This window comes from Pseudomonas guariconensis (assembly GCF_024127895.1).
GTDB lineage: Bacteria > Pseudomonadota > Gammaproteobacteria > Pseudomonadales > Pseudomonadaceae > Aquipseudomonas > Aquipseudomonas guariconensis_B.
In genome coordinates, this window is the sequence record NZ_JAMYBK010000005.1 from 207,978 (window position 1) to 233,323 (window position 25,346).

Sequence of the window (25,346 nt, forward strand, 5' to 3'; positions counted from 1 at the left end):
AGGGTGGATCGGTGCAGATTAAATGGTTACCAGGCCGCGCACACCTTCAGCTTGCATGTTTTCGCCACGGCCACGCTGGACGATCTCACCCCGGGCCATCACCAGGTACTGGTCGGCCAGGGCCTCGGCGAAGTCGTAGAACTGCTCCACCAGCAGGATGGCCAGGTCGCCGCGATCGGCCAGCTGGCGGATCACCGCGCCGATCTCCTTGATCACCGACGGCTGGATGCCTTCGGTGGGTTCGTCGAGGATCAGCAGGCGTGGGCGGCTGGCCAGGGCACGGCCGATGGCCAGTTGCTGCTGCTGGCCTCCGGACAGGTCGCCGCCACGGCGTTGCTTCATCTGCTCCAGCACCGGGAACAGTTCGTAGATGAAGGCCGGTACCTCGCGCGCTTCGCGGGCGGGGAAGCGCGACAGGCCCATCAGCAGGTTTTCCTCGACGGTGAGCCGCGGGAAGACCTCGCGGCCCTGCGGCACATAGGCGATGCCAGCCTGGACCCGCTGCTGGGGCTTGAAGCGAGTGATGTCCTGCTGCTCCCAGTGCACGCTGCCCTCGCGTGCCGGCACCAGCCCCATCAGGCAGCGCAGCAGGGTGGTCTTGCCCACGCCGTTGCGGCCGAGCAGGCAGGTGACTTCGCCGACCTTGGCCTCGAAGGACAGGCCGCGCAGGATGTGGCTGCCGCCGTAGTACTGATGCAATTCACTGATTTGGAGCACTTCGACATTCCTCGTTACTGGCAGATCCGAGCGGCAAGCTGCAAGTAAAAGCCGCTCGGGACATCTTGCCGCTTGGCGCTTGAGGGCGCGTCAGCGCCCGAGATAAACCTCGACTACCCGTTCATCCGCCTGCACCTGCTCCAGCGAGCCTTCGGCCAGTACGCTGCCCTGGTGCAGCACCGTGACATGGTCGGCAATGCTGCCGACGAACCCCATGTCATGCTCCACCACCATCAGCGAATGCCGGCCGGCCAGGCCCTTGAACAGTTCGGCGGTGAACTCGGTCTCGGCATCGGTCATGCCCGCCACCGGTTCGTCGAGCAACAGCAACTGCGGCTCCTGCACCAGCAGCATGCCGATCTCCAGGAACTGCTTCTGCCCATGGGACAACAGGCCCGCCTGGCGCTGCGCCAGTGGCAGCAGGCGCAGGGTCGCCAGCACCTGCTCGATGCGCTGGCGCTGTTCGCCCGACAACCGCGTGACCAGGCTGGCCCATACCGACTTGTCCATCTTGAGTGCCAGCTCCAGGTTCTCGTAGACGCTCAGGGCTTCGAATACCGTGGGCTTCTGGAACTTGCGGCCAATGCCGGCCTGGGCGATCTGGTACTCGCTCAGGTGCGTCAGGTCGAGGGTGTCGCCGAAGAACGCGCTGCCGGTGTCCGGGCGGGTCTTGCCGGTGATCACGTCCATCAGCGTGGTCTTGCCGGCGCCATTGGGGCCGATGATGCAGCGCAGCTCGCCAACGCCGATGTACAGGTTCAGCGCGTTGAGCGCCTTGAAGCCATCGAAGCTGACACTGATGTCCTCCAGGCTCAGCACCGTGCCATGGCGCGCATCGAGGCCGGCGCTGCGGCGCTGGCCGAGGCCGATGGCGTCGCGGCCGGCACCGAGCTGATCGAACACCGGTTCGAGCATGAATTCCGGATGCACCGGGGGCACGCCTTTCATGGCTGGCTCCTTTTCTTCAGCAGGCCGACCACGCCCTTGGGCAGGTACAGCGTGACCAGGATGAACAGGGCGCCGAGGAAGAACAGCCAGAACTCCGGGAAGGCCACGGTGAACCAGCTCTTCATGCCATTGACCAGGCCTGCGCCGAGCAACGGGCCGAGCAGCGTGCCACGCCCGCCCAGGGCGACCCACACGGCGGCTTCGATAGAGTTGGTCGGCGACATCTCGCTGGGGTTGATGATGCCCACCTGCGGCACGTACAGGGCTCCGGCCAGGCCGCACAACACGGCGCTGAGCACCCACACCAGCAGCTTGAAGCCGCGTGGGTCGTAGCCGCAGAACATCAGGCGGTTCTCGGCATCGCGCAGCGCGGTGAGCAGGCGGCCGAACTTGCTTTGGGTCAGGCGCCAGCACAGGTACAGGCTGCCCAGCAACAGGGCCACGGTGAGCAGGAACAGCACTGCCCGGGTGCCCGGGGCGGCGATGTCGAAGCCCAGCAGGGTGCGGAAGCTGGTGAAGCCGTTGTTGCCACCGAAGCCCGTCTCGTTGCGAAAGAACAGCAGCATGGCGGCGAAGGTCAGGGCCTGGGTCATGATCGAGAAGTACACGCCCTTGATCCGCGAACGGAAGGCGAACCAGCCGAACACCAGGGCCAGCAGCCCAGGGGCGAGCACCACCAGGCACAGGGCCCAGGCAAAGTGCTGGGTGCCGGCCCAGTACCAGGGCAGCTCGTTCCACGACAGGAAGGTCATGAACCCGGGCAGGCCGTCGCCCGCCGCCTGGCGCATCAGGTACATGCCCATGGCGTAGCCGCCGAGGGCGAAGAATAGGCCGTGGCCCAGGGACAGCAACCCGGCATAGCCCCAGACCAGGTCCAGCGCCAGGGCGACGATGGCGTAGCAGAGGATCTTGCCGACCAGGGTCAGGGTGTAGGCCGAGACCTGCAGCGGGTGCGTCGCCGGTAGTAGCGACAACAGCGGCAGGGCCAGCAGCACCAGGACGACGACGGCGCCGATGGCCAGTGCCAGGCGTGGCCCGGCCTTTTGCGTGGCAGTGACAAGCAGTGGCTGGTTCATCAGTCGATTACCCGTCCCTTGAGGGCGAACAGGCCTTGCGGACGCTTCTGGATGAACAGGATGATCAGCGCAAGGATGAGGATCTTGCCGAGTACCGCACCGATCTGCGGCTCCAGCAGCTTGTTGGCGATCCCTAGGCCGAAGGCGGCCCAGAGGCTGCCGGCGAGCTGGCCGACACCGCCGAGCACCACCACCAGGAACGAGTCGATGATGTAGCCCTGGCCAAGGTCGGGGCCGACGTTGCCCACCTGGCTCAGGGCCACGCCGCCCAGCCCGGCGATGCCCGAGCCAAGGCCGAAGGCGAGCATGTCCACCCGGCCGGTGGCGACGCCGCAGCAGGCAGCCATGTTGCGGTTCTGGGTCACGGCGCGTACGTGCAGGCCCAACCGTGTGCGGTTGAGCAGCAGCCAGGTGAGCAGCACCACGGCCAGGGCGAAGCCGATGATCACCAGGCGGTTGTAGGGCAGCACCAGGTTCGGCAGCACCTGGATGCCGCCGGACAGCCAGGCCGGGTTGCCCACTTCGACGTTCTGCGCGCCGAACAGCAGGCGGATGGCCTGGATCAGGATCAGGCTGATGCCCCAGGTCGCCAGCAGGGTTTCCAACGGCCGGCCGTACAAGTGACGGATCACCGTGCGCTCCAGCGCCATGCCGACCCCGGCGCTGACGGCGAAGGCCACCGGCAGGGCGATCAACGGGTAGAACTCGATGGCCCCGGGGGCGTGGCGCTGCACCAGTACCTGAACCAGGTAGGTGGTGTAGGCGCCCAGCATGAGCATCTCGCCATGGGCCATGTTGATCACCCCCAGCAGGCCGAAGGTGATCGCCAGGCCCAGGGCCGCCAGCAGCAGGACCGAGCCCAGGGACAGGCCGCTGAAGGCCTGGCCGAGCAGCTCGCCGACCAGCAACTTGCGCTTGACCTGGGCCAGGCTGGTTTCGGCGGCGGTACGTACGGCCGGGTCGCTTTCCGCGTCCGGTTGCAGCAGGGCCTCCAGGCGCGTGCGGGCCAGCGGGTCACCGGTTTCGCCGAGCAGGCGCACGGCCGCCAGGCGTACCGCAGGCTCGCTGGCGCCCAACTGCAGGTTGGCCAGGGCCAGGCCGAGGGCGGCATGCACGGCGGCGTCCGGCTCGCTGGCCAAGCGCCGGTCGAGGAAGGCCACCTGCGCCGGCTGCGCGCTCTTTTGCAATTGACGGGCAGCGGCCAGGCGCAGGTCGCTGTCGTCGCTGAACAACTGGTGGCTGGCCAGGGCGTTGTCGATCAGCCCGCGCAGTCGGTTGTTCAGGCGCACCTTGCGGGTGTCGCCTTCGGCGATGCGGCCCTGCTTGAGCGCGCTCAGCAGCGCCAGCCGCGAGGGCTCGGGTTGCGCTGCCCAGCCCAGGAGCAGGCGGGCCTGTTCGTTGGCTTTGGCGGCGAGGAAGAATTCGCCCTCGCTGGCCTGGGTTGCCAGGGGCAGCAGGAGCAAGAGCGTGAGCAGGAGTCGGTACATGAGGGTATCCCGGATCAGCGGTGAATTCATCGCCGGCAAGCCCACCACGACGCCGCAGCGCTTGAGGGCAGTGGGCGCGGGCTTGCCGGTGACTGGGCCGCAGAGCGGCCCCTGGGCACTCAGTTGCCTTTCACTGCATAGTCAGGCCGCTTTTCGTTGCCCGGAATGAACGGGCTCCAGGGCTGCGCCCGCAACGGCTGTTCGGTTTCCCAGACCACGCTGAACTGCCCGTCGTCCTGGATTTCGCCGATCATCACTGGCTTGTGCAGGTGGTGGTTGCTCTTGTCCATGGTCAGGGTGTAACCCGACGGTGCCTGGAAGCTCTGCCCGGCCAGGGCCTCGCGGACCTTGGCGACCTCGGTGCTGCCGGCCTTCTCCACGGCCTGTGCCCACATATGGATGCCCACGTAGGTGGCCTCCATCGGGTCGTTGGTCACCGCCTTGTCGGCGCCCGGCAGGTTCTTGGCCTTGGCATAGGCCTTCCAGTCGGCGACGAAGCGTTGGTTGACCGGGTTGTCCACCGACTCGAAGTAGTTCCACGCCGCCAGGTGGCCCACCAGTGGCTTGGTGTCGATGCCACGCAGCTCCTCCTCGCCCACCGAGAACGCCACCACCGGTACCTCGGTGGCCTTCAGGCCCTGGTTGGCCAGCTCCTTGTAGAAGGGCACGTTGGAATCGCCGTTGACCGTGGAGATCACCGCCGTCTTGCCGCCGGCGGCGAATTTCTTGATGTTGGCGACGATGGTCTGGTAGTCGCTGTGGCCGAACGGTGTGTACACCTCTTCGATGTCCTTGTCGGCCACGCCCTTGCTGTGCAGGAAGGCGCGCAGGATCTTGTTGGTGGTGCGCGGGTAGACGTAGTCGGTGCCGAGCAGGAAGAAGCGCTTGGCTTCGCCGCCGTCTTCGCTCATCAGGTATTCCACCGCCGGGATGGCCTGCTGGTTCGGTGCCGCGCCGGTATAGAAGACGTTGGGCGACATCTCCTCGCCCTCGTACTGCACCGGGTAGAACAGCAGGCCGTCGAGCTCCTCGAATACCGGCAGCACCGACTTGCGCGACACCGAGGTCCAGCAGCCGAACACCACCGCGACCTTGTCCTGGGTCAGCAACTGGCGGCTCTTCTCGGCGAACAGCGGCCAGTTCGAGGCCGGGTCCACCACCACGGGCTCCAGCAGCTTGCCGTTCACCCCGCCCTTGGCGTTGATCTGCTCGATGGTCATCAGGGCCATGTCCTTGAGCGACGTCTCGGAGATCGCCATGGTCCCGGACAGCGAATGCAGGATACCGACCTTGATGGTCTCGGCGGCCTGGAGGGTCCAGCTCAGACCCATGGCGGCCAGGCTGGCGCTGAGGGTGACGGCCTTGATCAGACTGCGACGCTTCATGTGCTCTCTCCGTTGAGTTCGGTGGGGTGTGGCGACTCGGGGAGGGCGATTGCAAGGGCTGTGCCGAAGGCGCAAAGGCTTGAGGCAGGCGGGGTTGGCGACGATCTGGGGCACCGGGGCGGTCCAGCTTGGTGCCTGCAGGGCAGGTGTGCACGGCATTGGGGCCGCGAGGCGGCCCCAAATGGGCCTCAGTTGTCCTGCACACCGCCCACCGTGCTACGCAGCTGGCGTTTGCTGCGCACGAACTGGTAGGTGACCGCCAGGATCACGAACCACAGCGGCGTGACCACCAGGGCCGCACGGGTGTCGTCTTCCAGGCTCAGCAGCACCAGGATGAAGGCGAAGAACGCCAGGCACACGTAGCACATCACGCGCCCGCCAGGCATCTTGTACTTCGACGCCTCATGCAGGGCGGCGCGCTGCTTGCGGTAGGTCAGGTACGACAGCAGGATCAGCGTCCAGACGAACATGAACAACAGCGCCGAGACGGTAGTGACCAGGGTGAAGGCCTCGACCAGGTCGGGGATCACGTAGATCAGCACGGCACCGAGCAGCAGGCAGGTGCAGGAGAAGTACAGGCCGTTGGCCGGCACGGCGCGGCGCGACAGTTTCTCGAAGGCCTTGGGCGCGTCGCCCTCCTGGGCCAGGCCATAGAGCATGCGGCTGGTGGAGAACACGCCGCTGTTGGCCGAGGACGCGGCCGAGGTCAGCACCACGAAGTTGATGATGCTCGCCGCCGCCGGCAGGCCAGCCAGGACGAACAACTCCACGAACGGGCTCTTGCCCGGCACCACGTCGCGCCACGGGGTGACGGCCATGATGGCGATCAGCGCCAGCACATAGAACACGATGATGCGGACCGGGATCGAGTTGATCGCCCGTGGCAAGGTGCGCTCGGGGTTCTTCGCCTCGGCGGCGGTGGTGCCCACCAGCTCGATGCCGACGAAGGCGAACACGGCGATCTGAAAGCCCGCGAAGAAGCCCATCAGGCCATGAGGGAACATGCCGTCGTCGTTCCACAGGTTGGCCAGGCTCGCGGTGCGGCCAGCCGGCGACTCGAAGCCGCTGACGACCATGTACAGGCCGGTGGCGACCAGGCCGAGGATGGCGACGATCTTGATCATGGCGAACCAGAACTCGATCTCGCCGAACATCTTCACGGTGATCAGGTTCAGCGACAGCAGCACGCCGACGCAGGCCAGCGCCGGTACCCACTGGGGCAGGTCGGGAAACCAGAACTGCGAGTAGGCGGCGATGGCGATCACGTCGGCGATGCCGGTGATGACCCAGCAGAACCAGTAGGTCCAGCCGGTGAAATAGCCGGCCCAGGGGCCGAGCAGGTCGGAGGAGAAGTCGATGAACGACTTGTAGTTCAGGTTCGACAGCAGCAGTTCGCCCATGGCGCGCATGACGAAGAACAGCATGAAGCCGATGATCATGTAGACGAAGATGATCGACGGCCCCGCCAGGCTGATGGTCTTGCCCGAGCCCATGAACAGGCCGGTGCCGATGGCGCCACCGATGGCGATCAGCTGGATGTGGCGGTTGGTCAGGTTGCGTTGCAGGTGCTGGTCATCTGCTGGTGTGGGAGAGGTCCGTGTCATGGGCTTGTATTCCATCGAGGGTCGGTCTTGTTGTCGGGAAGCCGGGTAGGCTAACACGCGTGTTCCGGTCGGGGGACGCGGCAGATCGACTCCAGCGGGGATCGCGCAAGGGGCTGCTGCGCAGTCCAATCGCGGGCAAGCCCGCGCCCACAGGGGCGGCGCCGCTCTCGAGGGCAGCGGTTACCTGTAGGCGCGAGCTTGCCCGCGATGGGCCGCAAAGCGGTCCGGGGCTCAAGCCCTGGCAAGCACCTTGCGGCGCACCGCCAGGCTGTCGACCAACCACATCACCAGCATCGACACCCCGACCAGCGGGAAGGCGAGGCCCAGCACCAGCATCACCCCCACGGCGGTCTTCCAGCGCGGCAGGTCATGCCGCAGCGGTGGCACTCCCAGCCCACCGGTCGGCCGGCGCTTCCACCACATCACCAGGCCACTGACCGAGCCCAGCAGGATCATCAGGCACACCACCAGGATAATGAACTGGTTCAACGGCCCGAACATCCGCCCCTCATGCAGCATCACCCCGAGTTCGGTGGCACGGGCGACCGGGCCGTAGTCCTGCCAGCGCACATCGGCCAAGACCTTGCCAGTGTACTGGTCCACATGCAGGGTGGCGTCGTTGCGCGGATCGTCGGCGAACACCGCGACAGTGAACACCCCATCCGCCGTGGTCGGCAGGGTGATGCTGTAGCCGGGCTCGACCTGGCGTGCGCTGGCGATGTCCTCGACCTGCTGCAGGCTCACCTGCGGCGCGGCCGGTGCGCTGGCCATGGTGTGGTGCCTGGCATGCTCGGCATGGGCGCCGGAGACCGGCATCGGCGTGTTCTCCAGGGCCCAGGGCACGGTCTGGCGGTGGGCCTGGTTGAGCGCGCCGGCCTGCTGGTCGGAGGTGGGTACGTCGTTCCACATGGCGGCGGGAAAGCGGTTCCACAATTCGGCGTACTGCTTGCCCCACAGGCCGGTCCAGGTCATGCCACTGAGCAGCATCAGCAACAGCAGGGCCGAGCCCCAGAAACCGCTGACTGCATGCAGGTCGCGCCACAGCACACGGCCGCGTGCCGACAGGCGGGGCCACAGCACGCCGGCGCCGTTGCGCCCGCGCGGCCACCACAGGTACAGGCCAGACACCACCAGCACGATGCCCCAGCCGGCGGCCAGTTCCACCAGGCGATCGCCCAGTGTGCCGACCATCAGCTCGCCATGCAGGGCGCGGGCGATCGCCTGCAGGTTGTTCTTGCCGTCCTGTTCGCCGAGTACCTTGCCGCTGTAAGGGTCGACGAACACGTTCAGCTCGCGCCCGCCGTCGTGCACCACGAACTGTGCGCTGCGCTCGGCATTGAGCGGCGGCAGGTACTGCCCCACATGCCCTTGTGGATAAGCCTGGCGCACCTCGGCCAGCAAGGTGTCGGCGCCTTGCCGGTGATGGCCGGCCTCGACCACCATCAGGTCGCGGTACATCAGCGGGTCGAGCTGCGGCTTGAACAGGTAGACGATCCCGGTGATCGCCAGCAGGATCATGAACGGCGCGACGAACAGCCCGGCGTAGAAATGCCAGCGCCAGGCCAGGTTGTAGAAGGAGATGCGTGGTGTGCTCATGGGAACCTCCCCATATGACCAGGTTGGGGCGCGGTGCTGGCCGCGCTCGGTTCGTTGTTGTCAGAAGCTGATGTCGACCTTGGTCCAGAAGGTCCTGCCTGGCTCGTTCACCGGCCGCGGGTCCGTGGCCGGGTAGCCGAACCCGGCGTTCCCGGCCAGGTTCAGGTGCTCGGCGTAGGCCTTGTCGAACAGGTTGTCGACGCCGGCGCTGAGCTTGAGGTTGCGGCTGACCTTGTAGGCGCCGTTGAGCGAGAACACGCCGAAGCCGGCGCTCTTCTCATAGTCCTTGCCGACCACGTTGCCCTGGTTCTCGGCGATACGGTTCTGCGCCGCCACCAGCCGCCACAAGGCACCGACGCTCCAGGTATCGCGGCTGTAGGTCAGGCCCAGCCGACTTTCCAGGGGAGGCATCTGCGGCAGCGCCTTGCCATCGCTGCTGTTCTTGCCCCAGGCGTAGGCCAGGGTGGCGTCGGCCTTCCAGCGCTCGGTCAGCTTGTAGGCCGCGCCCAGTTCGCCACCCATGATGCGGGCGTCGATGTTCTGGGCTTGGGAGCTGAGCATGCCCATCATGCCGGGACGGTAGTCGAACAGAATGTAGTCGCGGACCTGCCCGACATAACCCGAGGCCCAGGCTTCCAGGCGCTCGTCGCGGTACTGCAGGCCGAAGTCGAGCTGGGTGGTCTTTTCTGGCTTGATGCCGTCGAAGGCGTTGGCCGCGCCGTCCGGAGCCAGCTTGGGCGAGAACAGCTCCCAATAGTCAGGGAAACGCTGGGCATGGCCGAGGCCGATGTAGGTGGTCGCCGGGATCGAGGCCAGGTCGTGCTCGTAGCGCACGAAACCGCTGGGCAGGGTGTCGGCGCGGGTGTCGCCTTCGGTGGCGCTGCCTTCACGCAAGTCCCTGGCCGAGGCTCGGTCGAGGCGCACGCCAGTGACCAGGCGGTCCTCGCCGGTGGCGTACCAGGTCAGCTCGCCGAACGCACCGTAGTTGTGGAAGTCGGCGTCCTTGGTCCAAGGCTGGCCCTTGTGCGCATCGACCCCCATGCCACCGCGCGCGCGGTGTTCGTTGGTCTGTGCGTCGATGCCGCTGACCAGTTGCACGTCGGCCCAGCGCCAGGTGGCCTTGATGCGCGCGCCCAGGGTGCGACGGTCGACGTTGCTGACCATGGGCATGCCCATCATGCCGCTGCCCGACGGGGTGCGCAGGCTGTAGTTGTCCATCACGTGGTCGGCGTAGTTGTAGTAGACCTGCGCCTCGACCTTGTCGAGCACCTCGCCGAGGTTGGACTTCTCGAAGCGCAGGCCCAGGCTCTCGCGCTTGAACTGCGAGCCGTCCATGCCGCGCCCGGCGTAGCGGGCCTCGCCGTCGCCCTTGCCGGCGGTCAGCTCCAGCAGGGTGTCGGCGTCTGGCGTCCAGCCGAGGGTGACATCGCCGTTCCATTTGTCCCAGCGCGACGGCACGGTGTCGCCATTGCCGTCCTCGTAGTCGTCCGAGCGCGACTGGTTGCCGACGAAGCGCGCATAGGCCTGCCTGTTGCCGGCGGCGGCGTCCAGCACCTTGTCGAAGCGGCCATTGGAACCGGCCAGCAGGCTCGCGTCGACGCGGCTGCCCAGTTCGCCGAAGCGTTCTGGTTCGCGCTCGAAGAGAATGGTCCCGGCCGAACCGCCGGGGCCCCAGATCACGCTTTGCGGGCCTTTGATCACGGTGAGGCGGTCGTAGGTTTCCGGCGAGATGTAGGAGGTCGGGGCGTCCATGCGGTTGGGGCAGGCGCCGAGCATCACGCCGCCGTTGGTGAGGATGTTCAGGCGCGAGCCGAACATGCCGCGCAGCACTGGGTCGCCGTTGGTGCCGCCGGAGCGGATCGCCGAGAAGCCGGGGATGGTCTTGAGGTAGTCGGCGCCGTCGCTGGCCGGCACGGGCTGGCGTGGGTCCTTGGGGTTGGTGACCACGGTCAGCGGCGAACTGGGCGCGATGGCGGTGATGACTGTGGGGCTCAGTTCGGCCGGGTCGTGCTCGTGGCCTTCGTGGCCGGTTTCGGTGGCCAGGGCCAGGGGCGCGAGCAGCGAGCCGCAGAGCAAGGCGATGGTCCCACGCAGGGACAAGGCGAAAGCAGGGGTACAGCCGGACATGGAATTTTCCGTCGATCAGTCGTGAGTGGGCGCGAAGCCTCCTGGCTCCGTGCGACAAAAAAAGTGTTCAGACGCTGATCGGGAGGGGCGGCGCGCGGCTGCGCGCACCGGGGAACACGGCCTGCCGGGCATGGCCCTGGCGCGTTGGGGTGAAGAGGTGCGTGGAGGGAATGACGAGGCCGACGCTGAGCGGGCTGAGGGCTTGGGGCAGGGCTGGGCAGTTGAACAGCAGGCTGCAGTAGCCGCACTTTTCCCAAAGGGCATGCTGGTGGCCGTCGCCGTGATGCGCGTCATCGCCATGGTGATGGCCGGCGGACATGGACATGTCCATCGGCATGGGCATGCTGGCGTGGTGCTCCATCGGCATCGACTGGGAGACCAGTGGGCCGATGAAGATCATCCACATGGCGAACAGGCTCAGCCAGCCGCCACCGACGCGCCTGCGAACAGGGCGGGTGGAGCGGGTGATCCGGTTGCGCGGCAGGCTCATGGCGAGCGCCCGTCAGCGGTCAGTGCGCGTGGTCGTGCCCTGGCTGATCGGCCGGCGGCTGCTGTTGCACGGCGACCTCGACGGTGATGTCGCCGGCCTTCTCGAAGTGCAAGGTCAGCGGGAAGCGCTTGCCATCGACGAGCAGGCTGCGGTCCTTCGGTTGCATCAGCATCACGTGGTAGGCGCCGGGAGAGAAGGTCAGGTCCTTGCCGGCGGGGACGAGCACGTTGGGCACCTGTTGCATCTTCATGGCGCCGCTGGCGGCCTTGGCGTGTTCGTGCAGTTGCACGTCATCGCTCAGCGGGCTGTCGGCGCCCAGCAGGCGGTCATCGGCCTTGCCGTTGTTGTGCACGATGAAGTACGCGGCCACGTTGGGGGCGTTCGGTGGCAGCTGCAACGACCAGGGGTGGGCGATGTGCAGGTCGCCCTGGGTGTATTCATGGGCGTTGGCGAAGGCGCCGGGCAGCAGCAGGGCGGCCAGGACGAGGGCGTGCTTGAACATGGTTGAGATCTCCGGTCTGTTCGGGTTCAGGGCGACGGTGCGGTGAACTCAAGCCAGGGGAGAGGCGCGGGGATTGAGCGCGGGCCATTGCTGGCGCGGTGTGGGCTGGTAGGCGGCGAGTTGGGGGGCATGGCCCAAGAACTGCGCCGCAGGGCTGCGCAACTGCGGGGCATGGCCCGGCAGGGCCAGCAGCGGCGCGGTGCCGGAGCAGCACCAGCAGTGCTGCATGGCCGAATGATCGTCGCCTTGCTGGCCAAGGTCGATCTTGGCCAGGGCCTGTACATCGACCTTGGCCTTGCCGGCGACGCTGGAACAGAAGGCACCCCACAGCAACTGCTCGGCCGGCCCCTTGGGCGCGGCCGAGGACAGCGGCATGGCCAGCAGGTTGAACAGCACTGCCAAGCAGGCTATCCAGGCGATGTGCCGACGTGAGGTCATGGAGAGATCCGGTCAGGAATCAGGTGGTCATTGTAAGGCCGAGTATAGGAAAAAATGCCGGGGTGCGGTGAAGTGCCGCAGGCTGGGGCGGCCCTTCGGTATAAGGCCGGGGTGTTGTGCACAGCGCGGTCGATTGGGCTTACCCCCATGATGGTCAGTTCACTGCCATTTTGGGGCCGCTTCGCGCCCCATCGCCGGCAAGCCGGCTCCCACAGGGCCGGTGGTGCTCACGAATCATGTGCCTTGCAGAGGACTCTGGTGGGAGCCGGCTTGCCGGCGATGGGCTGCAAAGCAGCCCCAATGCCGCACCGGTGTCTGGCAAGGGCTTGCCCGCGAAGAACGTTGCTCGATCAGACCGCCTTGTTGCGCCCCAGCAGCCCGCGCACGGTCTCCTGCAGGTCGGCGGGCAGCACCACGACCTTGGCATTGTCGCTGCCCGCCAGGTTCTCCATGGCGCCGATGTAGCGCTCGCCCAGCAGGTACATGGCCGGCACGGTCTCGCTGCCGACCGCTTCCTTGACCAGCGAGATGGCCCGGGCCGAGGCCTCGGCCAGGTTGATCTGCGCCTCGGCGTCCAGCTTGGCCGCCTGCAGGCGCGCCTCGGCCTCGAGGATCGCGGCCTGCTTGGCGCCTTCGGCGCGGGTCACGTCGGCCTTGCGCTCACGCTCGGCCGCCGCCTGGCGCTCCATGGCGACCTGCATGTTCTCCGACGGCTTGATGTCCTGGATCTCCACGGAGCGCACGGTCACGCCCCAGTCCTCGGTCTGCTCGGACATGGCTTCGCGCAGGCGCGCCTTGATCTGCTCGCGGCTGGACAGCGCTTCGTCCAGGTCCATGGCGCCGACGATGGCTCGCAGCGAGGTCATGGTCAGGCTGGTGACGGCGAAGGAGAAGTTCTGCACGCCATAGGAGGCCTTCTGCGGGTCCACCACCTTGGCGAAGCACAGGGCGTTGGCGACGATCACCGCGTTGTCGCGGGTGATGATCTCCTGCTCCTGCACGTCGAGGATGATGTCCTTGGTCGGCAGGCGGTAGGCGACCACGTCCATGTAGGGGATGACGATGTTCAGGCCGGGCTTGAGCGTGTTGTGGTAGCGGCCCAGGCGCTCGACGATCCATTCCTCGCCCTGGGGCACGATACGTACCCCCTTGAACACGGTGACGAGGACGAACAGGGCCAGGGCGGCGACGACGATGAGGCTGGTCATGGGGTGAACTTCCTTTTAATGCGGGTTCAGGCCCGGGTGACCCGGGCGGTGTTGCCTTCGATGGCGGCCAGGCGCACGCGCTCGCCGGCGGGGATCTCGCTGTCGGCGATGCACACCCATTCCTCGTTGCCGAGCACAGGCTTCTGGAAACGCACGCGGCCTTTCTGAAACTCCGAGACGCCCAGGGTCAGCAGGCCGACCTCGCCGATCACGCTGTCGGCGGTCCAGCGCACGTCCGGCTTCTTGCGCCGGAACAGCTTGAACCACAAGGCGGTGGTGACGGAGGAGAGCAGCACCCAGAGCAACACCTGCATGTCCAGCTGCAGGCTGGGCGCGAGCAGGGCGATCAACGCCACCAGCACGGCACCGATGCCGAACCAGAGGATGAAGAACGTCGGCAGGACCAGTTCCAGCAGGATCAACGCCACGCCGAAGACGAGCCAGATCCACCATTGCATTTCCATATGGGCAAGGCCTTCCAAGAGAGGGGGAAAGAGTTTAAGGCATGGGGGCGGCAAACGGCCATCCGATGCCGCCCGCTGTGCAGGGAAGGTTTTCCGTTTTCGCTGTCAGGGGATTCGCTGGAGCGGGTCAGTTGGCTGACGCCAGTCAGGCTCCCACGCGCAAGATGGCGAGCTTCCCTGGCAATGAACGTCCGTTCTATGCCGAGGTGCACATACATCAATGGAATCTATGTTACACCCGAGCGGATACGAAGCAGCCAATGGCCTCCCGCAACAGGCGAACATCCGAGAACTCGCGATCCACGCCAGGCAGCACCGGCCGCTTCAGCACCAGTACCGGCACGCCCCGTTCCCGGGCCACCTCCAGCTTCGGTTCGGTGGCGGCGCTGCCGCTGTTCTTGCTCACCAGCACATCGATCCGCCGTCGTTCGAACAGCGCGCGCTCGTCCTCGAGGCGAAACGGTCCACGGGCGCCGATCACCTCGCAGCGTGCGTTGCCCGGGCAGGCCTCCAGAGCACGCAGGGTCCAGAACTGCCGTGGCGGGATCTCGTCCAGGTGCTGCAGGGGTTCGCGGCCGAGCGTGAACAGCGGGCGCTGGAAGGGCGCGAGGGCTTCGATCAGCTCGGCCCAGCCCGCCACCTCGCGCCAGTCGTCACCGGGTTGCGCCTGCCAGGCCGGACGGCGCAGGGCCCAGCAGGGGATGCCCACGGCTTGCGCGGCCTGCGCGGCATTGCGGCTGATCTGCGCGGCGTAGGGGTGGGTGGCGTCGAGCAACAGGTCGATGCCGCCCTGGCGCAGGTAGGTCGCCAGCCCTTCGGCGCCGCCATAGCCGCCGACCCGCACCTGGCAGGCCAGGTCCTGGGGGACGCGGCCGATGCCGGCCAGGCTGTAGACATGCTCAGGGCCCAACTGGCGAGCGATGGCCAGCGCCTCGCTGATGCCGCCCAACAGCAGGATGCGCCTGCTCATTGCACGCCCGCCTGGCCGACGATGCCGCCTTGGCGGTCGATGGCGAACACCTCGACCTGCACCTGGGCGGGCACCACGCTGCGGGCGAAGGCCAGAGCATGGGTGCACACCGCATCGCCCAGGGGCACGCCTGCCGCATGGGCCAGGGCCAGGGCCTGCTGGCTGGTGTTGGCGCCGACGATCGCCGCCTGCAGGGCCGCGTCGGCGCCGATGTGTGCCGCCCAGCCGGCCAGTTGCGGCAGGTCGATGCTCGAACTGCGGCTGTGCAGGTCCATGTGCCCGGCGGCCAGCTTGCTGATCTTGCCGAAGCCGCCGCACAGGCTCAGGCGCGCCACTGGCACCTTGCGCAGGTGCTTGAGCACCGCGCCGACGAAGTCGCCCATCTCGATCAAGGCGATTTCCGGCAGGCCGTAGACCCGGCGCATGGTGTCCTCGCTGGCATTGCCGGTGCACGCGGCGATATGCGTGTAGCCATTGGTATGGGCGACATCGATGCCCTGCTGGATCGAGGCGATGTAGGCCGAGCAGGAGAACGGCCGGACGATGCCGCTGGTGCCCAGGATCGACAGCCCACCGAGGATGCCTAGGCGCGGGTTCATGGTCTTCAGGGCGAGCTGCTCGCCGTCGCGCACGTTGACCGTCACTTCGAAGCCGCCATCGTAGGCGCAGGCATCGGCCAGTTGTTGCAGGTGCTCGCTGATCATCCGCCGTGGTACCGGGTTGATGGCGGGCTCGCCCACCGGCAGGACCAAGCCTGGGCGCGTGACGGTGCCCACCCCCTTGCCGGCGACGAAGCGGATGCCGGGCTCGGCGAGCAGGCGCACCTGGCTGTAGAGCAGGGCGCCGTGGGTCACGTCCGGGTCGTCGCCGGCGTCTTTCAAGGTGCCGGCCTCGGCGCTTTCGCCCTCGCGGCGGCAGAACTCCAGGCGCATCTGCACCTGCCTGCCCTTGGGCAGGGTGATGCGCACGGCATCGTCGCACTGGCCGGTCAGCAGCAGGCGCGCCGCGGCCAGGCTGGTGGCGGTGGCGCAGCTGCCAGTGGTCAGGCCGCTGCGCAGGGGCGCGGGCCGTTCGCGGGTTTCTTCACGCATCGGCGGGCTTCACCACCTCGAGCAGGGTGATCGGCAAGGCCTGGCGCCAGGTGTCGAAGGCACCCAGCGGCTGGGCCTGGGCCACATGGATACGGGTCAGCTCGCCGCCATGGGCCTGGCGAAAATGCGCCAGGGCCAGTTCGCTCTGCAGGGTCACGGCGTTGGCCACCAGCCGTCCGCCGGGGCGCAGCCGTTCCCAGCACAGGGGCAGCACGCCTTCACGGGTGACTCCGCCGCCGATGAAGATCGCATCGGGCCGTTCCAGGCCGACCAGGGCTTCGGGCGCCTTGCCCCGGATCAGTTGCAGGCCGGGCACGCCGAGCTCATCGCGGTTGTACTCGATGAACGCCTGGCGGCCTTCGTCGGCCTCGATGGCCAGGGCTCGGCAACTGGGGTGGGCGCGCATCCACTCGATGCCGATGGAGCCACAGCCTGCGCCCACGTCCCAGAGCAGTTCGCCTGGGGTGGGCGCCAGGCGGGCCAGGGTGATGGCGCGTACGTCGCGCTTGGTCAGTTGGCCATCGTGGCGCAAGGCGCTGTCCGGTAGGCCGGCGGTGCAAGGCAGGCGAGGTGCGTCGGGTGCGGCGAGGCATTCGAGGGCCACCAGGTTGAGGGCGGCGACGTGCGTATGCGGCCAGTCCTCGGCGGTACCGGACAGCTGACGCTCCTGTGGCCCGCCGAGGTGTTCCAGGACATGCATCCGGCTCGGCCCGAAACCGCGCTCGCGCAGCAACGCGGCGATCGCGGCCGGGCTGTCGCCGTCATTGCTCAGGACGAACAGGCGCACGCCGCTGTGGAGCTGGGCGTTGAGCGTGGCCAGGGGGCGGGCGACGATCGACAGCACCTGCACCTCCTGCAGGGGCCAGCCCAGGCGGGCGGCGGCCAGGGCGCAGGAGGACGGCATCGACAGCACCTGCATTTCCCCGGCGGGGAGCTGCCGCGCCAGGCTGGCGCCGACGCCATAGAACATCGGATCGCCGCTGGCCAGCACGCAGACCGGCTCGCCGCGCAGGGCCAGCAGCGGGGCCAGCGCGAAGGGGCTGGGCCAGTGGTTGCGTTCGCCGACCACGCAGCGCGGGAGCAGCGCCAACTGGCGCGGGCTGCCGAAGATCCGCGAGGCCGAGAGCAGGGCGCGGCGGGCCTGCTTGCCCAGGCCGCTGAAGCCGTCTTCGCCGATGCCTACTACTGTCAGCCAGGGGGTCATTGTTTGCTTGCTCATCCATCAATCGGGGGCGCGAAGCGGTCCCGGAATCATCACGCTCGACCGCCGGTTTTTCATGCCGTCGAGCAAAGCAGGCATAATACCGCGCCTTCTACACTCAAGCGCACTTTCACGATTGCCGGATGCCCCTTTGACGCAGGTCCTCGCCCCCGACGTTTCGCCCCGCCCCTCGGCCTGCCCGGGGTTGTGGCGCATCGTCACGGCCCGTGACGGCGGGATCTGTCGGATCAAGCTGCCCGGTGGCGTGCTGCTGGCCGACCAGGCCGACGCCGTGGCCGATGCCGCCGAGCGTTTCGCCGGCGGTGTGATCGAGGCGACCAACCGTGGCAACCTGCAGGTCCGTGGCATCGGCGCCGACCACCACGGCCTGCTCGACGCCTTGCTGGCCGCCGGCCTGGGCCCACGCGAGGCGGCTGGCGACGATGTGCGCAACCTGATGCTCAGCCCCCTGGCCGGCCTCGACCCCCTCATGCTGCTCGATGTTCGCCCGCTGGCGGCGCAGCTCCTGCGGATGCTGGAAACCACCCCGCGCCTGCACGAGCTGTCGGCCAAGTTCGCCGTGCAGCTCGATGGCGGCGAAGGCCTGGCGATGCTCGAACACCCCCATGACCTATGGCTGTCGGCCGTGCGGCTGGAGCAGCGTACCTGGCTGGCCTTCGGCCTGGCGGGTTGCCCGGCGCAGCAGCGGGCATTGGGCGCCGTGCCGGTGGAGCAGGGCCTGGCCCTGGTTCGCGCGGTGCTGGAGCGCTTCCTCGACCTGGCGAGGCCGGAGCAGTCGCGGATGCGCCATCTGCTCGATGCGTGCCCGGCCGACGCCTTCGTCGCGGGGCTGGGGCTGGCTATCCGGCGTGATGCGGCCGTGCTCGCTTGGCGGCGCCCGGCATCCCGGGCCAAATGGCTGGGTGTTTTGCCCCAGCGCCAGGGCCTTGCCCTGGGCGTCGCCCCGCCCTTGGGGCGACTGACCCCGGCCATGCTGCGCGGCGCTGCCCGGCTGGCGCGCGAGGCCGGCGATGGCAGCCTGCGCCTGAGCCCCTGGCAAAGCCTGCTGCTGCCCGGCTTCGACCCTGCGCGTGCCCACGAGGGCCTGGCCGAACTGGCGGCGCTGGGCCTGCTGTGCAGCGCCGGGCAACCGTTGACACGCCTGGTCGCCTGCACCGGCAGCCGTGGCTGCGCCAAGGCCCAGGCCGATACCAAGGCCGATGCCGTCGTGCTCGCCGGCCTGCTGCACCAGGGCGGCCCGGGCAGCGTGCACCTGTCTGGCTGCCCCCGTTCCTGCGCCGTGGCCCATGTCGCCCCGGCCACCCTGCTGGCCCGTGCACCGGGCCGTTACGACCTGTATTTGCGTGATGCGCGCCTGCCAGGATTCGGTGTGCTGCGCGCGACCGACCTCACCCCAGAAGAAGCAGGCGCCCTGCTCGACCTGCCCACGGAGCACCTTGATGATTGACTACATCCGCGATGGTCAGGAGATCTATCGCAATTCCTTCCGGATCATCCGCGAGCAAGCCCGTCTCGAGCGGATTCCCGCCGACCTGGAGAAGCTCGCCGTGCGGGTGATCCATGCCTGCGGCATGGTCGAGGCCATCGATGGCCTGCAATTCTCCGAGGGCGCTGGCCGTGCCGGGCGCGAAGCCCTGGCCAAGGGCGCGCCGATCCTCTGCGACGCGCACATGGTCGCCGAAGGCATCACCCGCGCACGCCTGCCGGCCCACAACGAGGTGATCTGCACCCTGCGCGACCCGAGCGTGCCGGACCTGGCCCGCGAGCTGGGCAACACCCGTTCGGCGGTGGCCCTGGAACTGTGGCGCCCGCACCTGGAGGGCAGCGTGGTAGTGATCGGCAATGCCCCGACCGCGCTGTTCTACCTGCTGGAGATGCTCGACGCCGGCGCACCCAGGCCGGCACTGATCCTCGGCTTCCCGGTGGGCTTCGTCGGTGCGGCCGAATCCAAGGCCATGCTCGCTGCCGACAGCCGTGGCGTGCCGTTCGTGATCATGCAAGGCCGCCTGGGCGGCAGCGCCATGGCCGCCGCCGCCGTCAACGCCCTGGCCACGGAGGTGGAGTGATGCAGCCACGTGGACGTCTGCTCGGCCTGGGCGTCGGCCCCGGCGACCCGGAGTTGATCACGGTCAAGGCCCTGCGCCTGCTGCGCGAAGCGCCGGTGGTGGCCTACTTCGTGGCCAAGGGCAAGCGCGGCAATGCCTTCGGCATCATCGAGGCGCACCTGCAACCGGCGCAAACCCTGCTGGCGTTGGTCTACCCGGTGACCACCGAGGTGCTGCCGGCACCGTTGTCCTACGAGCAGGTGATCAGCGACTTCTACGACGAAGCCAGCCTGCAGGTGGCGGCGCACCTGGATGCTGGCCGCGACGTGGCGGTGATCTGCGAGGGCGACCCGTTCTTCTATGGCTCCTATATGTACCTGCACGACCGCCTTGCCCAGCGCTACCCGGCCGAGGTGGTGCCGGGCGTCTGCTCGATGCTCGGTGGCGCCTCGGTGCTGGGCGCGCCGCTGGTGTATCGCAACCAGAGCCTGTCGGTGTTGTCGGGCGTGCTGCCCCACGACGAGCTCAAGCGTCGCCTGGCCGATGCCGATGCGGCGGTGATCATGAAGCTGGGGCGCAACTTCCCCAAGGTGCGCCAGGTGCTGGGCGAGCTGGGGCTGGAGCGGCGTGCGCTGTACGTCGAGCGGGCGACCATGGCCAACCAGAAGATCGTCCCGCTGGACGAGGTGGACCCGCAGTCGTCGCCGTACTTCTCGCTGATCGTCGTGCCGGGTGAAAAATGGCAGGGATGAACATGCACAAGGCACCCGCCATCGTCGTGCTCGGCCCCGGCAGCCTGGCCACGGCGCGGCGTATCCAGCAGTGTTATCCACGGGCGTCGATCCATGGCCTGCAGGGCCGTGTCGAGGGCGTCGACGTGCAGTACCTGCGCTTCGGCGACACCCTGCGCCAGCTCTACCAGCAGGACACCCCGATCATCGCCCTGTGCGCGGCGGGCATCGTCATCCGTAGCCTGGCCCCGATGCTGGACGCAAAGGGCGCCGAGCCGCCGGTGCTGGCGGTGGCCGAGGACGGCAGCGCCGTGGTGCCGCTGCTCGGTGGCCTGGGCGGGGTCAACGCCATGGCCCGGGTGCTCGGCGAGGCGCTGGGCGTGGCAGCGGCGATCACCACCAGTGGCGAGCTACGCTTCGGCACGTGCCTGCTCGATCCGCCCGAGGGTTATGCCCTGGCGGATCTGGAGCAGGGCAAGCGTTTCGTCTGCGACCTGCTCGCGGGCGAGGCGGTACGTATCGAGGGCGATGCGCCCTGGCTCGAGCAGGCGCAGTTGCCGGCAAGCGACAGCGCCCAGCGCATCATTCATGTGGGCTGCGCCGCGCGCCCGGCCAGCCGTGACGAACTGCTGATCCATTCGCGCTGTGTCGTGGTGGCTGTCGCTGCCGGTGTCGCTGACCTGACGCAGCGCGTGCGGGCCGCGCTGCAAGCGGCGGGCATCGCCGAACCTGCGTTGGCCTGCCTGTTGGCGAGCGAAGCCGACATGGCCGAGCCTGCCTTGCACGAGGCTGCGCAAGCGCTGGGCGTTGCCCTGCGTTTCGCCCCCGCTGCGGCGAGCCCGGCGCAGATGCTCGCCGAGGCGCTGCCCCAGGCACGCCTGGAGAGCGCCGGCGCTCTGGCCTTGGCCATCGCCGCTGCGCCGGTGGCGATCGAACGGATCGGCCGCCGGCGTGGTCGCCTGGCCGTGATCGGCCTGGGCCCAGGCGCCGCCGAGCTGATGGTGCCGGCGGTCAAGGCCGAACTGGCCCGCGCCCAGGACGTGCTCGGCTACGAGACCTACGTGCGCATGGCCGGCCCGTTCCGCGACGACCAGGTGCTGCACTGCACCGACAACCGCGAGGAGATGCAGCGCGCTCGCCATGCGTTCGCGCTGGCGGCCCAGGGGCGCTCGGTGGTGGTGGTGTCATCGGGTGATCCAGGCGTGTTCGCCATGGCCGCCGCGGTGCTCGAGGCGCTGCACATGTCCACCGACCCAGCCTGGCACCGGGTCGAGCTGCAGGTCCTGCCGGGGGTATCCGCCTCCCTGGCCACGGCTGCCCAGGCTGGCGCACCGCTGGGCCACGATTTCTGCGTGATGTCGCTGTCGGACAACCTCAAGCCTTGGTCGATCATCGAGCAACGCCTGGACCTGGCGGCCCAGGCCGACCTGGTGCTGGCGTTCTACAACCCGATCTCCCGGGCCCGGCCGTGGCAGCTAGGGCAGGCGCTGGACATCGTGCGTCGGCACCGCGCTGCGCACACGCCCGTGGTGCTCGGCCGCGACATCGGCCGGCCGGGGCAATCCCTGCGGGTCGTCACCCTGGGCGAGCTGGTGCCCGAGATGGTCGACATGCGCACCCTGGTGCTGGTCGGCTCGTCCACCACGTGCGTGTTCGAGACTGCCGGGGGCGGCCAGTGGGTGTACACGCCGCGCTGGTACCCTACGGCACCAGGTAACCCTTGATCCCGGTGAAGATGATCTGCGCCGCCAGGGCGCAGACGAACAGCCCCATCAGGCGGCTGACGATCTGCAGGCCCTGGTCGCCGAGCAGGCGTTCGATGCGGTGCGAGAGGTAGAGCACCAGGCCCACGGTGAAACTGGCCAGGGCGATGCTGACGATGGCCAGCAGCTTGTCGTCCCAGTGCGGCTGGCTCACCCCCATCACCAGCAGCGCACCGATGGTGCCGGGGCCGACGGTCAGGGGGATGGTCAGCGGCACGATGGTCACGTCCTGCTGCACGTTGTCGGCCTGCACCGCCGACTTGCCCTGGGCCATGCCCAGGGCGGAGATGAACAGCACGCTGCCGGCGCCGATGCGGAAGGCGTCGGCGGTGATGCCGAACACGCCGAAGATCACCCGCCCGAACAGGTAGAGCAGCACGCTGGCGATCAGCACGGCGATGGCCACGCGCCAGGCCAGTTGCTTGCGCTCCTTGCTGGAGTGGCCGCGGGTCAGGCTGATGAAGCACGACAGCACGAAGAATGGGCTGTAGAGCACGAGCATCTTCAGGTAGACGCTGAACAACTCATGGAACATGGTCCGGATCCATGGCGGGGAGGGTGTGGGCAAGTGTATCAGCAGTCGCAGCGGCGGCGCGGCAATCGCGGGGAGCGCCCCTGAATCTCAGGATGTCTGCAACGGGTCCGAGGTGGCGGCCCGCTGGCTCGCCCAGAACTGGATCAGCTCGCGCAGTTGCGACAGCTCCACCGGCTTGGCCATGTGCCCGTCCATGCCGGCCAAGCGCGCACGCTCCTTGTGCTCGCTGAGAATGTGCGCGGTCAGCGCCACCACCGGGGTGCGCTGGCGCTGGTTGGCGGTTTCCCAGGCGCGCAGTTGCTGGGTGGCCGAAAAACCGTCGAGCACCGGCATCTCGCAGTCCATCAGCACCAGGTCATAGCGCCGCGCCTTCATTGCCTGCAAGGCTTCCTCGCCGTTGCTGGCGGTATCCGGCTCGAGGTTGAGCTTGCCGAGCATGCCACGGATGACCTTGGTCGAGATGCTGTTGTCCTCGGCGACCAGCACGCGGAAATCGCTGGGCAGGTCCAGCGGTGGTGGCGTGCCGGCCAGGGAGGGTGGGGCGGCTTGCTCGCGGCCTCGCTGGGCCAGCTCTTCGGCCAGGGTGGTCTTGAGGGTATAGCCGGCCACCGGCTTGGCCAGGATGCGCTTGACCCCGGCGTTGCGCGCGATGATCTTGCTTGGCGCATTGCTGATGCCGGTGAGCATCACCACCAGGATGTCGTGGTTCAGGCTCGGGTCTTCCTTGATCTTGGCCGCCAGTTGCATGCCGGTCATGCCGGGCATGTTCTGGTCCAGCAGCACGGCATCGAAGTAGTCGCGCAGGTGCGCCTTGGTGCGCAGCAGGGCCAGGGCCTCCTTGCCCGAGGGCACGGCGCTGACGTTCATGCCCCAGGCACTGCACTGCTGCACCAGGACCTTGCGGCAGGTGTCGTTGTCGTCCACCACCAGCACCCGCGCGTCGCGCAGCGGGCCGTCCAGGTCGGCAGGCGGCTGCTCCAGGCGCAGCGGGTCGAGGGGCAAGGTCAGCCAGAGGGTGTTGCCCATGCTGGTGCTGCTCTTGATGCCGAACTCGCCCTGCATCAGGCCGATCAGTTGCTTGGCGATGATCAGCCCCAGGTGCCCGCCGAGCTTGCTGCTGGAGAGGAAGTGGTGGCTGTGCAGCTCGGCCTGCAACAGGGCGTCGCGCTCGGCCGAGGGCATCGGTTCGCCGCTGTCCTGTACGGCGATGCGCAGGCGCGGGACATCGCCGCGCTGGTCCAGGGCCACCACCAGCAGGATCTCGCCTTGCACGGTGTTCTTCAGGGCGTTCTCCAGCAGGCTCGACAGGGCCTGGCGCAGGCGCGTCGGGTCGCCGCTGACGACCCGCGGCACCTGGGGCTGGGTGAAGCTGATCAGCTCGATGTTCTGCTGCTCGGCCTTGGCCCGGAAGATGTTGAGGCAGTCCTCGATCAGCGCGTTGAGGTCGAACTGCACATCATCGAGCTCGATCTGCCGGGACTCGAGCTTGGAAATGTCGAGGATCTCGTTGATCAGGGTCAGCAGCTCGTTGCCCGCGCTGTGGATGGTCTGCACGTAGTCGCGCTGCTTGACCGACAGCGGCGTGCCGAGCAGCAGCTCGGTCATGCCCAGCACACCGTTCATCGGCGTGCGGATCTCGTGGCTGATCTTGGCCAGGAACTCGGCCTTGGCGTTGATCTCGGCATCGCTGGCGGCCAGGGCGCGGCTGGCGCGGTAACGCTCGTCGCTGATCTTGCGCAGGCGTTCGCTGACCGCCAGGTTGAGCAGCAGGCCGCTGGCCACGGTCAGGCCCATGAGGATGCACAGCAGCCAGGGCGTCGAGGTGCGGGTGAGCCCCAGCAAGGCCGGCAGCAGCACCAGGCCGCCGAGGTTGAACACCAGCATGGCGACGGTGAACAGGCGCGCCGGCCCGTAGCCCTTGTACCAGTGGTAGGCGCTGGCCAGCAGCATGCTCACGCTGCCGAGGGCGAGCAGGGCGTAGGTCATCAGGTTGAGCGGCAGGGTGTCGACGAACAGCAGCACCAGGCCGCTGACCGCGACGACCAGCATTTCGCCATGCAGCAGGCGGTTGAGCCTGGGCGAGCTGCAGGGGCCGAAGAAACGCAGGGTGAAGTACAGCCCGGCAAGTCCCGCCAGCACCAGGGTGAGGTAGGCGGCGGGCGTCTGGGCACTGTGCCACAGCTGCCACCAGGGGCCGCTGAGGTTGAGCAGGATCAGGGCGCTGAGCAGCATCAGGCCGTGGTAGAGGGCCAGGACCAGGGTCGTGCTGGAGCGCGTGTACAGAAAACGGATCAGGTTGTGCAGGATGAGCATGGCCAGCCCGCCGAACAGCAGGCCGAACAGCAGCGGTTGGCTCTGGTCGGTGGCGGCCGAGGCCGCATCCTCCAGGCTGATGGCTGGGCGCAGCTGATGCTCCGAGACCAGGCGCACGTAGATGTCCAGCGCATGGGGGCTGTTGGGCAGGGGCAGCACATGGTCGCTGCCGCGCAGGGTGGGGCTGGCATTGCCGCCCTGGCGCCCGTGGTGCAGCTGGCGCAGCAGTTTTTCGCCATCCAGGGCGTAGAGGTCCAGGCGTGACAGGTCGGGGGCGAAGATGCGCAGCAGGCGCTCCTGCTCCCGGGGCTCGAGCCGGTAGTGCAGCCACAGGGCCTGGTCGGCAGAGGCGGCGTTGAGCTCGAACAGTTTCAGGGGGCTGAACTGGTTGCGGTAGCGGTCGGAGCGCACGTCGCTCAATTGCAGGTTGGCCTGCTCGTCGAGCAGAACGGACCAGCCACCACCTGGTTCGGCCGAGGCCGGAGGAAGGCAGAGCAGGGTCAGCAGGCTGACGAACAGGGCAATGGCAATCCGAAGCCGACGCAAGACGAAGTCCCTTCTTAGCTGATGTGCCGGATAACAACTATGCGCGGCGCGCCAAGGCGAAGGCAAGGCCCCCCGGGGGCCCTGTCGA

22 protein-coding genes are annotated in these 25,346 nt (G+C 67.9%); 4 read left to right on the forward strand and 18 right to left on the reverse strand.

Annotated features, from left to right (window positions below; all coding sequences use genetic code 11):
- Nucleotides 1–18 precede the first annotated feature (18 nt).
- The 16 genes from urtE to cbiE form a co-directional block, all read right to left on the reverse strand.
- On the reverse strand, nt 19–717 hold the full coding sequence (urtE, locus tag NJF35_RS08765; protein WP_225790607.1) for an urea ABC transporter ATP-binding subunit UrtE: 699 nt from the start codon (nt 715–717) through the stop codon (nt 19–21).
- Between the two features lie 90 nt (nt 718–807).
- On the reverse strand, nt 808–1,665 hold the full coding sequence (gene urtD / locus NJF35_RS08770) for an urea ABC transporter ATP-binding protein UrtD (RefSeq protein WP_225790608.1): 858 nt from the start codon (nt 1,663–1,665) through the stop codon (nt 808–810).
- A complete protein-coding gene (gene urtC / locus NJF35_RS08775; protein ID WP_225790609.1) occupies nt 1,662–2,741 on the reverse strand; it encodes an urea ABC transporter permease subunit UrtC in 1,080 nt (359 codons plus the stop codon). The genes urtD and urtC overlap by 4 nt, the downstream gene beginning before the upstream one ends.
- Entirely contained in the window at nt 2,741–4,228 is a 1,488-nt protein-coding gene (gene urtB / locus NJF35_RS08780; RefSeq protein WP_225790610.1) for an urea ABC transporter permease subunit UrtB, read from the reverse strand. The genes urtC and urtB overlap by 1 nt, the downstream gene beginning before the upstream one ends.
- 119 nt (nt 4,229–4,347) lie before the next feature.
- Nucleotides 4,348–5,613: an urea ABC transporter substrate-binding protein gene (gene urtA / locus NJF35_RS08785; protein WP_225790611.1), complete on the reverse strand. Its 1,266-nt coding sequence runs from the start codon at nt 5,611–5,613 to the stop codon at nt 4,348–4,350.
- A gap of 188 nt (nt 5,614–5,801) precedes the next feature.
- Entirely contained in the window at nt 5,802–7,217 is a 1,416-nt protein-coding gene (cycA, locus tag NJF35_RS08790; protein WP_225790612.1) for a D-serine/D-alanine/glycine transporter, read from the reverse strand.
- A 231-nt stretch (nt 7,218–7,448) separates the two neighbouring features.
- A complete protein-coding gene (locus NJF35_RS08795) occupies nt 7,449–8,813 on the reverse strand; it encodes a PepSY-associated TM helix domain-containing protein (protein WP_225790613.1) in 1,365 nt (454 codons plus the stop codon).
- 60 nt (nt 8,814–8,873) lie between these two features.
- The gene (locus NJF35_RS08800) at nt 8,874–10,940 is read right to left on the reverse strand and encodes a TonB-dependent copper receptor (RefSeq protein WP_225790614.1); all 2,067 of its coding nucleotides are present in this window, start codon (nt 10,938–10,940) and stop codon (nt 8,874–8,876) included.
- Nucleotides 10,941–11,007: 67 nt separating this feature from the next.
- Entirely contained in the window at nt 11,008–11,430 is a 423-nt protein-coding gene (locus NJF35_RS08805; protein WP_225790615.1) for a DUF2946 domain-containing protein, read from the reverse strand.
- A 19-nt stretch (nt 11,431–11,449) separates the two neighbouring features.
- On the reverse strand, nt 11,450–11,932 hold the full coding sequence (locus NJF35_RS08810; RefSeq protein ID WP_225790616.1) for a copper chaperone PCu(A)C: 483 nt from the start codon (nt 11,930–11,932) through the stop codon (nt 11,450–11,452).
- Between the two features lie 48 nt (nt 11,933–11,980).
- Nucleotides 11,981–12,370, reverse strand: coding sequence for a DUF2946 domain-containing protein (locus NJF35_RS08815; RefSeq protein WP_225790617.1), 390 nt, complete (start codon nt 12,368–12,370; stop codon nt 11,981–11,983).
- A gap of 350 nt (nt 12,371–12,720) precedes the next feature.
- Nucleotides 12,721–13,578 (reverse strand): SPFH domain-containing protein, encoded by an 858-nt coding sequence (locus NJF35_RS08820; protein ID WP_225790618.1) that lies wholly within the window; start codon nt 13,576–13,578, stop codon nt 12,721–12,723.
- A gap of 26 nt (nt 13,579–13,604) precedes the next feature.
- Entirely contained in the window at nt 13,605–14,042 is a 438-nt protein-coding gene (locus NJF35_RS08825; protein WP_225790619.1) for an NfeD family protein, read from the reverse strand.
- Between the two features lie 232 nt (nt 14,043–14,274).
- Nucleotides 14,275–15,012: a cobalt-precorrin-6A reductase gene (locus NJF35_RS08830; RefSeq protein ID WP_225790620.1), complete on the reverse strand. Its 738-nt coding sequence runs from the start codon at nt 15,010–15,012 to the stop codon at nt 14,275–14,277.
- Complete coding sequence (locus NJF35_RS08835) at nt 15,009–16,103, reverse strand: cobalt-precorrin-5B (C(1))-methyltransferase (RefSeq protein WP_225790621.1); 1,095 nt, start codon at nt 16,101–16,103, stop codon at nt 15,009–15,011. The genes NJF35_RS08830 and NJF35_RS08835 overlap by 4 nt, the downstream gene beginning before the upstream one ends.
- Complete coding sequence (gene cbiE / locus NJF35_RS08840; RefSeq protein ID WP_225790633.1) at nt 16,096–17,307, reverse strand: precorrin-6y C5,15-methyltransferase (decarboxylating) subunit CbiE; 1,212 nt, start codon at nt 17,305–17,307, stop codon at nt 16,096–16,098. Before cbiE ends, NJF35_RS08835 begins: the two co-directional genes overlap by 8 nt.
- Nucleotides 17,308–17,440: 133 nt before the next feature.
- On the opposite strand from cbiE, the gene cobG reads away from it, so the two are divergent.
- Genes cobG through cobJ form a run of 4 tightly spaced genes read left to right on the forward strand, consistent with a single transcriptional unit; the run spans nt 17,441 to nt 21,825 of the window.
- Entirely contained in the window at nt 17,441–18,772 is a 1,332-nt protein-coding gene (gene cobG / locus NJF35_RS08845) for a precorrin-3B synthase (RefSeq protein ID WP_225790622.1), read from the forward strand.
- On the forward strand, nt 18,765–19,391 hold the full coding sequence (locus NJF35_RS08850; RefSeq protein WP_225790623.1) for a precorrin-8X methylmutase: 627 nt from the start codon (nt 18,765–18,767) through the stop codon (nt 19,389–19,391). The genes cobG and NJF35_RS08850 overlap by 8 nt, the downstream gene beginning before the upstream one ends.
- On the forward strand, nt 19,391–20,122 hold the full coding sequence (locus NJF35_RS08855; RefSeq protein ID WP_225790624.1) for a precorrin-2 C(20)-methyltransferase: 732 nt from the start codon (nt 19,391–19,393) through the stop codon (nt 20,120–20,122). Before NJF35_RS08850 ends, NJF35_RS08855 begins: the two co-directional genes overlap by 1 nt.
- Before the next feature lie 2 nt (nt 20,123–20,124).
- Nucleotides 20,125–21,825: a precorrin-3B C(17)-methyltransferase gene (gene cobJ / locus NJF35_RS08860; protein ID WP_225790625.1), complete on the forward strand. Its 1,701-nt coding sequence runs from the start codon at nt 20,125–20,127 to the stop codon at nt 21,823–21,825.
- Here the strand turns inward: cobJ and NJF35_RS08865 are convergent.
- Together NJF35_RS08865 and NJF35_RS08870 are read right to left on the reverse strand one after the other, a co-directional pair.
- Complete coding sequence (locus tag NJF35_RS08865; RefSeq protein WP_225790626.1) at nt 21,803–22,399, reverse strand: MarC family protein; 597 nt, start codon at nt 22,397–22,399, stop codon at nt 21,803–21,805. The two genes, cobJ and NJF35_RS08865, sit on opposite strands and share 23 nt — an antisense overlap.
- An 87-nt stretch (nt 22,400–22,486) precedes the next feature.
- The gene (locus tag NJF35_RS08870) at nt 22,487–25,258 is read right to left on the reverse strand and encodes a hybrid sensor histidine kinase/response regulator (protein ID WP_253090955.1); all 2,772 of its coding nucleotides are present in this window, start codon (nt 25,256–25,258) and stop codon (nt 22,487–22,489) included.
- Nucleotides 25,259–25,346: the final 88 nt, after the last annotated feature.